Origin of the sequence: Escherichia sp. KTE159 (assembly GCF_000408805.1) — a bacterium.
In the GTDB taxonomy this organism is placed as follows: domain Bacteria; phylum Pseudomonadota; class Gammaproteobacteria; order Enterobacterales; family Enterobacteriaceae; genus Escherichia; species Escherichia marmotae.
The window spans coordinates 2,465,369-2,472,953 of sequence record NZ_KE137292.1 but is presented as its reverse complement, the minus strand read 5'-3'; the positions used below and the strand labels follow the sequence as shown (position 1 = coordinate 2,472,953).

Genomic DNA, 7,585 nt, shown 5'->3' with positions numbered 1-7,585 from the left:
GTAGGTGAAGCGACTTGCTCGTGGAGCTGAAATCAGTCGAAGATACCAGCTGGCTGCAACTGTTTATTAAAAACACAGCACTGTGCAAACACGAAAGTGGACGTATACGGTGTGACGCCTGCCCGGTGCCGGAAGGTTAATTGATGGGGTCAGCCGCAAGGCGAAGCTCTTGATCGAAGCCCCGGTAAACGGCGGCCGTAACTATAACGGTCCTAAGGTAGCGAAATTCCTTGTCGGGTAAGTTCCGACCTGCACGAATGGCGTAATGATGGCCAGGCTGTCTCCACCCGAGACTCAGTGAAATTGAACTCGCTGTGAAGATGCAGTGTACCCGCGGCAAGACGGAAAGACCCCGTGAACCTTTACTATAGCTTGACACTGAACATTGAGCCTTGATGTGTAGGATAGGTGGGAGGCTTTGAAGTGTGGACGCCAGTCTGCATGGAGCCGACCTTGAAATACCACCCTTTAATGTTTGATGTTCTAACGTGGACCCGTGATCCGGGTTGCGGACAGTGTCTGGTGGGTAGTTTGACTGGGGCGGTCTCCTCCTAAAGAGTAACGGAGGAGCACGAAGGTTGGCTAATCCTGGTCGGACATCAGGAGGTTAGTGCAATGGCATAAGCCAGCTTGACTGCGAGCGTGACGGCGCGAGCAGGTGCGAAAGCAGGTCATAGTGATCCGGTGGTTCTGAATGGAAGGGCCATCGCTCAACGGATAAAAGGTACTCCGGGGATAACAGGCTGATACCGCCCAAGAGTTCATATCGACGGCGGTGTTTGGCACCTCGATGTCGGCTCATCACATCCTGGGGCTGAAGTAGGTCCCAAGGGTATGGCTGTTCGCCATTTAAAGTGGTACGCGAGCTGGGTTTAGAACGTCGTGAGACAGTTCGGTCCCTATCTGCCGTGGGCGCTGGAGAACTGAGGGGGGCTGCTCCTAGTACGAGAGGACCGGAGTGGACGCATCACTGGTGTTCGGGTTGTCATGCCAATGGCACTGCCCGGTAGCTAAATGCGGAAGAGATAAGTGCTGAAAGCATCTAAGCACGAAACTTGCCCCGAGATGAGTTCTCCCTGAGACTTTAAGTCTCCTGAAGGAACGTTGAAGACGACGACGTTGATAGGCCGGGTGTGTAAGCGCAGCGATGCGTTGAGCTAACCGGTACTAATGAACCGTGAGGCTTAACCTTACAACGCCGAAGATGTTTTGGCGGAAGAAAGACATCAATATCAGCTTGATACAGATTAGATTAACCGGCGATAAGCGGGTTAATAAACAGAATTTGCCTGGCGGAGATAGCGCGGTGGTCCCACCTGACCCCATGCCGAACTCAGAAGTGAAACGCCGTAGCGCCGATGGTAGTGTGGGGTCTCCCCATGCGAGAGTAGGGAACTGCCAGGCATCAAATAAAGCGAAAGGCCATCCGTAAGGATGGCCTTTTTGCGCTGGTGCGGAAAAATGCCGGATGCGATGCTGGCGAGCCTTATCTGTCCTGCGCAGGGTTACGGTAGGGGTCAGCAGCGCATTATTCCCCCCTATACGCCAGATTCAGTAGCGGATACGGTTTCCCCAACCTGTCCGCTTCCATACGATCGCCTCACCTGCAATCCATCCTTAATATCCGCAATAATTATTCTTCTGCTAACTAAATTCTCAGTTATGGTTGTGCAAGCAAAATAACAAATGTATAACATTTGTCTTACTAAAAAATAAATAACAACCGACAAAAGCATCGGATTATGGCAGGAGAAATAATGGCATGGCAGAAAACACTGTAACGGCAGACGGCAAACTGACAAGTAGTGATACTCGTCGCCGCATTTGGGCAATTGTAGGGGCCTCATCAGGTAACCTGGTTGAGTGGTTCGATTTCTATGTCTACTCATTTTGTTCCCTCTATTTCGCCCACATCTTCTTCCCTTCAGATAACACAACCACTCAACTACTACAAACTGCCGGTATTTTTGCCGCAGGATTCCTGATGCGTCCAATAGGCGGCTGGTTATTTGGTCGTATTGCTGACAAACATGGCCGCAAGAAATCGATGCTGCTATCGGTATGTATGATGTGTTTTGGATCACTGGTCATAGCCTGCTTGCCAGGCTATGAAACAATTGGCACCTGGGCTCCGGCGTTGTTACTTCTCGCGCGTTTATTCCAGGGATTATCTGTAGGTGGAGAATATGGCACCAGCGCCACCTATATGAGTGAAGTTGCAGTAGAAGGACGCAAAGGGTTTTACGCTTCATTTCAGTATGTCACGTTGATAGGCGGGCAACTTCTGGCATTGTTGGTTGTGGTGGTTTTACAGCATACAATGGAAGATATCGCGCTTAGAGAGTGGGGGTGGCGTATTCCCTTTGCATTAGGCGCGGTGTTAGCCGTTGTGGCGTTATGGTTACGTCGTCAGTTGGATGAAACTTCGCAACAAGAAACGCGAGCTCTAAAAGAAGCGGGTTCAATGAAGGGATTATGGCGCAATCGCCGTGCATTCATCATGGTTCTCGGCTTTACGGCTGCGGGTTCTCTTTGTTTCTATACCTTCACCACCTATATGCAGAAGTATCTGGTGAATACTGCGGGTATGCACGCCAACGTAGCAAGCGGCATTATGACGGCGGCGCTGTTTGTATTTATGCTCATCCAGCCGATAATTGGAGCATTGTCGGATAAGATTGGCCGTCGGACTTCAATGTTATGTTTCGGCTCTCTGGCCGCTATTTTTACCGTCCCCATTCTTTCGGCATTGCAGAACGTCTCCTCACCTTATGCGGCTTTTGGTTTGGTGATGTGTGCCCTGCTGATTGTGAGTTTTTACACTTCAATTAGTGGGATCCTGAAGGCGGAAATGTTCCCGGCACAGGTTCGCGCATTAGGTGTTGGTCTGTCATATGCGGTCGCGAATGCCATATTTGGTGGCTCAGCGGAGTATGTGGCGTTGTCGCTAAAATCGATAGGAATGGAAACGGCATTCTTCTGGTATGTGACATTGATGGCCGTAGTCGCGTTTCTGGTTTCTTTGATGCTACATCATAAAGGGAAGGGGATGCGTCTTTAGTGATGAGCCATTTGCCAGACCGTATAACCGGTGGTGGCACCGGCTACGTCCCAGGCAAAATCTTTCCAGCTCCAGCCGCTCCCTTCGGGGCGGCTATCCCACAGCTCTTTTGACACGCCCAGACTTACAGAGAACATCAACCCGAACATGGCGCTGCGGTCGCGGCTCATCTCCCGATGCTGTGCATATTCATTTCCTGCCGCTGAAAGCATTGCCGAGGCGATAAAGTGTTGCGCTTTATCCTGTCCGCTCCAGCCATCGTTAGCCCTATGGCTGCAACCAGAAAGCAACAATAGCGAACAGGCAAAAAGAATACGCAACGTGGCCTCCAAAAAACAAACCCCGTACAGGACGGGGTTCAAATTACAGGATACGGCTAATTAATCGGTCGATACGGATACGACGCAAGCGACGGATAAGCTTGCGAACCTTCACCGGATAATCGGCAATACTTTGCAGATCGCGGTAGTGCTTAACGATAGTGGTATGCTCGCGGATCAGATCCAACTCTTTCTCACGCTGCGGCGCAAGCTCCAGTTGCGGATCGTGGATCAAAATGGCGTTTTCCAGATCCAGACGCCAGGCGCGAGGGTTCAGGTTATTACCGGTGATCAGCATCCACTTATCATCAACCCACATCCCTTTCAGGTGATAGGTATTGTCGTCATCTTTCCATAACCGGACCACTAACTGGTCAGTATTGACGTAATACTGCAAACGGCTCAGGAAACGACGCAGATTAATCTCGTAGAGATACGGCAGTGCGCCGATAATCTTGAAAGGTTCATCTTCCGGAATGTAGAAGTCATTTGCGGTTTTATCACCGACAATAATTTCGACTTTTTTCCCTTCGCGCAGCAATTGGATGATATTGCGCACGAGGATGGCCGGTAGGTTGAAGTATGGTGTGCAGATGGTCAGTTTTTGCTCGGCACACGGCATAAGATGGAAAATAGTCTTGTTCAACAGACTCGATTTTCCCAGACCCACTAATGGCGTTACGGAGAGTTGATCGTTATCGGCATCGCCCTGGAAATGATAAGCAGCATCACGCAACTCCTGGCGGAACAGGCGGATATCGTTTTTGATTTCCGGGCTTTTCGGACGGTGAATATCATCCAGACGGTTAACACCGCGACCATTCATAATATTCTGTGTAACCCATTCAAACATAATGTCTGACATTTTACGGTTACGGATCAGATGATAGCGGTCGTAGCGGTATTTATCATGCTGATGCAGGTAAACATCGTTCAGGCTGGCACCGCTATAAAGTACGCTATCGTCGATGATAAAGCCTTTAAAGTGCAGAACGCCCAGGGCTTCACGGGTATTGATCGGAACGCCATAAACCGGAACATCTACGCCCGGGTTTTCCTGCGCCATGCGGCAGTACCAGTCAGCATTGGTATTAGATGCCGCAGCGCCAATGCGCCCACGTTGTGCACGATGCCAGTCGACCAGCACCCGCACATCCAGTTCCGGACGCTGCCGTTTAGCCTCATACAACGCGCTCAGAATGCCTTTGCCACCGTCATCCTGCTCAAGATACAGGGCGACAATGCAAATGCGCTGCTTCGCGCTGGCTATTTTTTCCAGCAGTGTCTCCCGGAAGTCGGCGGGAGCGTAAAAAAAATCGACATCATCAACTGATTGAGAAATCTTGGGTAGTTGGGCAAGGTGTTGTTGATGTTTATTACGCTTAAATTTTGACAACATCACAGTGCATTTCTTCTCTGTTCATTGAAGGGTCCTCTGTGCAATGCAGACGACATAAGCGGGCAATAATAACACCAGTCCCGATTAAGTGGTCAACATTTCCAGTACCTTACTCATGATTCCTCGCGCTGGGCAAGATTTAGCGTCAGCCCAACGATCCCCTCTTCGAGCTGGATATCGACGTTAAACCCGAGCTTGCGGGCCAGCGCCACCATGCCACGATTGTTTGGCATCGTAATACCATTCAGACGTTGCAGTCCGTGATCTCGCGTATAGGTAATCAACTTTTCCATTAAGCGTCGACCTAAGCCTAACCCTTTGAGATCCGAGCGCACCAGTACGGCAAATTCGGCATCAATGTTATCAGGATCGGAGATCGCCCGAGTGACGCCAAGGATCTCTTCTTTTTGATCAATACGCCGTACAGCCACAAACGCCATTTCCCGATCGTAGTCGATCTGCGTCATGTTAGCTAAATCTTCATGGGTGAATTCGTTGATCTCGCTAAAGTAACGGTAATAAAGATCTTCTTTGGTGACTCGCGAAATGAATTGCTGAAGTTGTGGCTCATCTTCCGGCAAGATCGGGCGGAACAAGCAACGTTCGCCGTTTTTTAATTCTACCCACTCTTCTAACTGATGTGGGTACGGGCGCACAGCAAGGCGACTTTCGTTATTGCCTTCGAACGGTGCAATATCCACCGTGACATCCAGCGCGGTAAATTCACTGCCGGAAGCCAGTAAAGGGTGAATATCCAGCCGCTGAATTTCTGGGCAATCGACAATCAGGTTGGAAACCTGCACCAGTAACTGGCTTAAGCCCGCGATGTCGAGTGGACGCAGTGCGCTGCGTGCACGAATTTTTTTACTTTTGATTCCCTGAATGACCAGATAGCGAGCCAGATTCATGTTCAGCGGTGGCAGCGCCACGACAGCTTGATCTTCAGGACGCCACTCCACACCGCCTTCACCAAGCATGATCAACGGCCCAAAAACCGGATCGTGTTCCACGACTACACGCAGCTCCTGAGCGCCAGCACGATTAGCCATACTTTGCACCAACAGGCCGTGGATCCGTGCCTGCGGCCAGGCCATTTTTACCCGATCGAAAATAGCGTTCGCGGCTTGCTGGACTTCATTAGCCGTACGTAAATAGAGCATCACGCCCTGAACTTCCGATTTATGCGGAATATCCGGCGAGCGCAATTTCAGCGCCACCGGATAACCAATCTGTTCTGCAATATGCACAGCTTCGGTGCTGTCAGTGGCAATCCAGGTGGGAAGCGTGTTCATGCCATATGCTTGCAGGATTGGCTGAACCTCATGGGTATCGAGCGATGTCGCTCCTTCGGCAATGGCCCGCTGTAGCAGAATATGCGCTTCTGCGGTATTGGAGGTCAGATTGCTGGGTAACGCCGGTGTTTCGCGTAACTGCTTCTGGTTTCGACGGTACTCAACCATATGCATAAAAGCGGTGATAGTTCCTTCCGGTGTGCGATAGGTCGGAAGCCCGGCTTCACTGAATAAACGTCGCGCCTCTTGCGAGGAGTGTTCGCCGCACCAGTTAGTCAGCAGAGAGACATACTTGCTGCGAGGATGATGTTTTACTGCTTCAATTAATGCCTGTGCGCTTTCTGTGGCAGGCGCAGCGGCGCTGGGGGAATGGATAACCATCAGCGCATCAAAATCCTGGCTGTGGAGCAGAATATCCAGCGTTTTGACATAGTGCTCGCTGCTGGCGTCATCGCGTAGATCAAGCGGGTTAGAGATTGCTACATGTTCTGGCAGGGCATCGCGTAGTTTCTGGCAGGCCTCTTCACTTAACGTTGCCAGTTTACCATTGCGCGACCATAAGGCATCCAGCGCCAGTGCGGCAGGAGCAGCACCGTTGCTGATAATCATCAGCCGGTCGCCACGCAACGGACGCATGTGGCTAAGGGTTTCCACCGCCGAAAACAGTTCGTGGGTGTCCTGCACTCGCAACAAACCGGCACGCTGAATAGCTGCATCCCACGCCGGATCCATACCCGCTGTGGTGTTCAGCAATCTTTGCGCCGCCGGACTACGTCCGCTTTTAATCACCAGAATCGGCTTATTTCGCGAGGCACTACGGGCAGCCGACACAAAGCGTCGTGCGTCGCTTAATTGTTCGAGATAGAGCAAGATGGCGCTGGTTTTGCTGTCGCGTGCCAGGTAGTCGAGCAATTCATCAACGTCGATATCCAGGCTGTCACCGAGCGCAATAAAGTATGAAAACCCCATTTCACGCTGTTGCGCCCAGTCGAGGATGGTGTTGGAGACAGCAGCCGATTGTGAAATAAACGCCAGCTTGCCGCGCTTAATTGGCACTGGCGAAAAGCTGGCATTCAGCCCTTGCCAGGGAGCGAGTAATCCCAGACTGTTTGGTCCAAGCAGGCGCATGTTATGGCGCAGAGCGCAGGCGCGTAGGTCTTCGTGTTGTGATGTCGGTGAAGAAAGAATAATGCAGGTTTTACAGCCTTTCTCTCCAAGCTCTTCCAGAAGAGCAAGATTGCGGCTGGCATTAGTACATAGCACTGCGAGGTCAGGAGTAAAAGGCAAACTGGTGATGTCTGGCCATGCCAGCACGCCCTGTACCGCCTTCCAGGCTGGCGTCACCGGCAGCACCGGTCCGTTAAAGCCTCCAGCCAGCAGGTTACGCATCATCAGGTAACCTGCGCGATTGGGTTTCATCGACGCGCCAATTACCGCAATCGATTTTGGTCGCAGTAGTGCTTCCAGTCCTCGCTGACTCATACCGGTCTCCCGCAGAAGTGACCGAATGATT

Annotated in this window: 4 protein-coding genes, 1 rRNA gene and 2 other annotated features; of the genes, 2 read left to right on the top strand and 3 right to left on the bottom strand. The window is 51.3% G+C overall.

Annotation, left to right across the window (positions count from 1 at the left end; all coding sequences use genetic code 11):
- Positions 1–42: 42 nt before the first annotated feature.
- Positions 43–276: a sequence feature (23S ribosomal RNA rRNA prediction is too short), on the top strand.
- A gap of 30 nt (positions 277–306) precedes the next feature.
- Positions 307–1,179: a sequence feature (23S ribosomal RNA rRNA prediction is too short), on the top strand.
- A 109-nt stretch (positions 1,180–1,288) separates the two neighbouring features.
- Positions 1,289–1,404: ribosomal RNA gene (gene rrf / locus A31E_RS09920) — 5S ribosomal RNA — on the top strand.
- 358 nt (positions 1,405–1,762) lie between these two features.
- Complete coding sequence (gene kgtP / locus A31E_RS09925) at positions 1,763–3,061, top strand: alpha-ketoglutarate permease (protein ID WP_016249093.1); 1,299 nt, start codon at positions 1,763–1,765, stop codon at positions 3,059–3,061.
- On the opposite strand, the gene A31E_RS09930 is transcribed toward kgtP, so the two are convergent.
- From A31E_RS09930 to patZ, 3 genes are all read right to left on the bottom strand, one after another.
- Positions 3,058–3,381 carry a YfiM family lipoprotein gene (locus A31E_RS09930; RefSeq protein WP_001516903.1) on the bottom strand — a complete coding sequence of 108 codons (324 nt, stop codon included), beginning with the start codon at positions 3,379–3,381 and terminating at the stop codon, positions 3,058–3,060. The two genes, kgtP and A31E_RS09930, sit on opposite strands and share 4 nt — an antisense overlap.
- 43 nt (positions 3,382–3,424) lie before the next feature.
- Positions 3,425–4,780, bottom strand: a complete 1,356-nt coding sequence (pssA, locus tag A31E_RS09935) for a CDP-diacylglycerol--serine O-phosphatidyltransferase (protein ID WP_016249092.1) — start codon at positions 4,778–4,780, stop codon at positions 3,425–3,427.
- Positions 4,781–4,893: 113 nt separating this feature from the next.
- Positions 4,894–7,554, bottom strand: a complete 2,661-nt coding sequence (gene patZ / locus A31E_RS09940; RefSeq protein ID WP_016249091.1) for a peptidyl-lysine N-acetyltransferase PatZ — start codon at positions 7,552–7,554, stop codon at positions 4,894–4,896.
- Between the last annotated feature and the right edge of the window lie 31 nt (positions 7,555–7,585).

Bases quoted from the DNA above. Each gene is read 5' to 3' on its own strand.
- kgtP (WP_016249093.1), top strand. From the start codon at position 1,763: ATGGCAGAAAACACTGTAACGGCAGACGGCAAACTGACAAGTAGTGAT.
- patZ (WP_016249091.1), bottom strand. From the start codon at position 7,554: ATGAGTCAGCGAGGACTGGAAGCACTACTGCGACCAAAATCGATTGCG.
- pssA (WP_016249092.1), bottom strand. From the start codon at position 4,780: ATGTTGTCAAAATTTAAGCGTAATAAACATCAACAACACCTTGCCCAA.